The organism is Bartonella sp. TT110JLCBS (assembly GCF_042193405.1).
GTDB lineage: Bacteria > Pseudomonadota > Alphaproteobacteria > Rhizobiales > Rhizobiaceae > Bartonella.
In genome coordinates this window covers 333-619 of sequence record NZ_JBHILT010000253.1, presented here as the reverse complement: position 1 = coordinate 619, position 287 = coordinate 333, and the positions used below count along the sequence as shown (strand labels likewise).

Annotated in this window: 1 pseudogene; it reads left to right on the top strand. The window is 30.7% G+C overall.

Going from position 1 to position 287, the window contains the following annotated elements:
• Positions 1-58 precede the first annotated feature (58 nt).
• Positions 59-287: pseudogene (locus ACFILW_RS10745) on the top strand (replication protein); the annotation flags it as partial.

Here is a 287-nt window from a genome sequence, read left to right as displayed (position 1 = left end):
GAAAGCATTTTTTGTGATGTTGTGGCAGATAGGGAAAATGTTAGATGAGGGGGATGATGTGGATTTATGGTTTGATCAGATAATATTAGATCATGATATTCTTGAGGAATTTTTGACTTGCGATCTTTCAATTCAAGAACCAGAATATCTTAATTTTGAAAGTTTTAAAGAAGGTATCAAAGAATTAGAAAAGAATAAAATTGTAGCGAAGGGGACAAAAAAAGATTGTTATTTCATCAATCCAGATATTTTTGGTCTTCATAAATGTGATGAAGATTTTGAGTTCG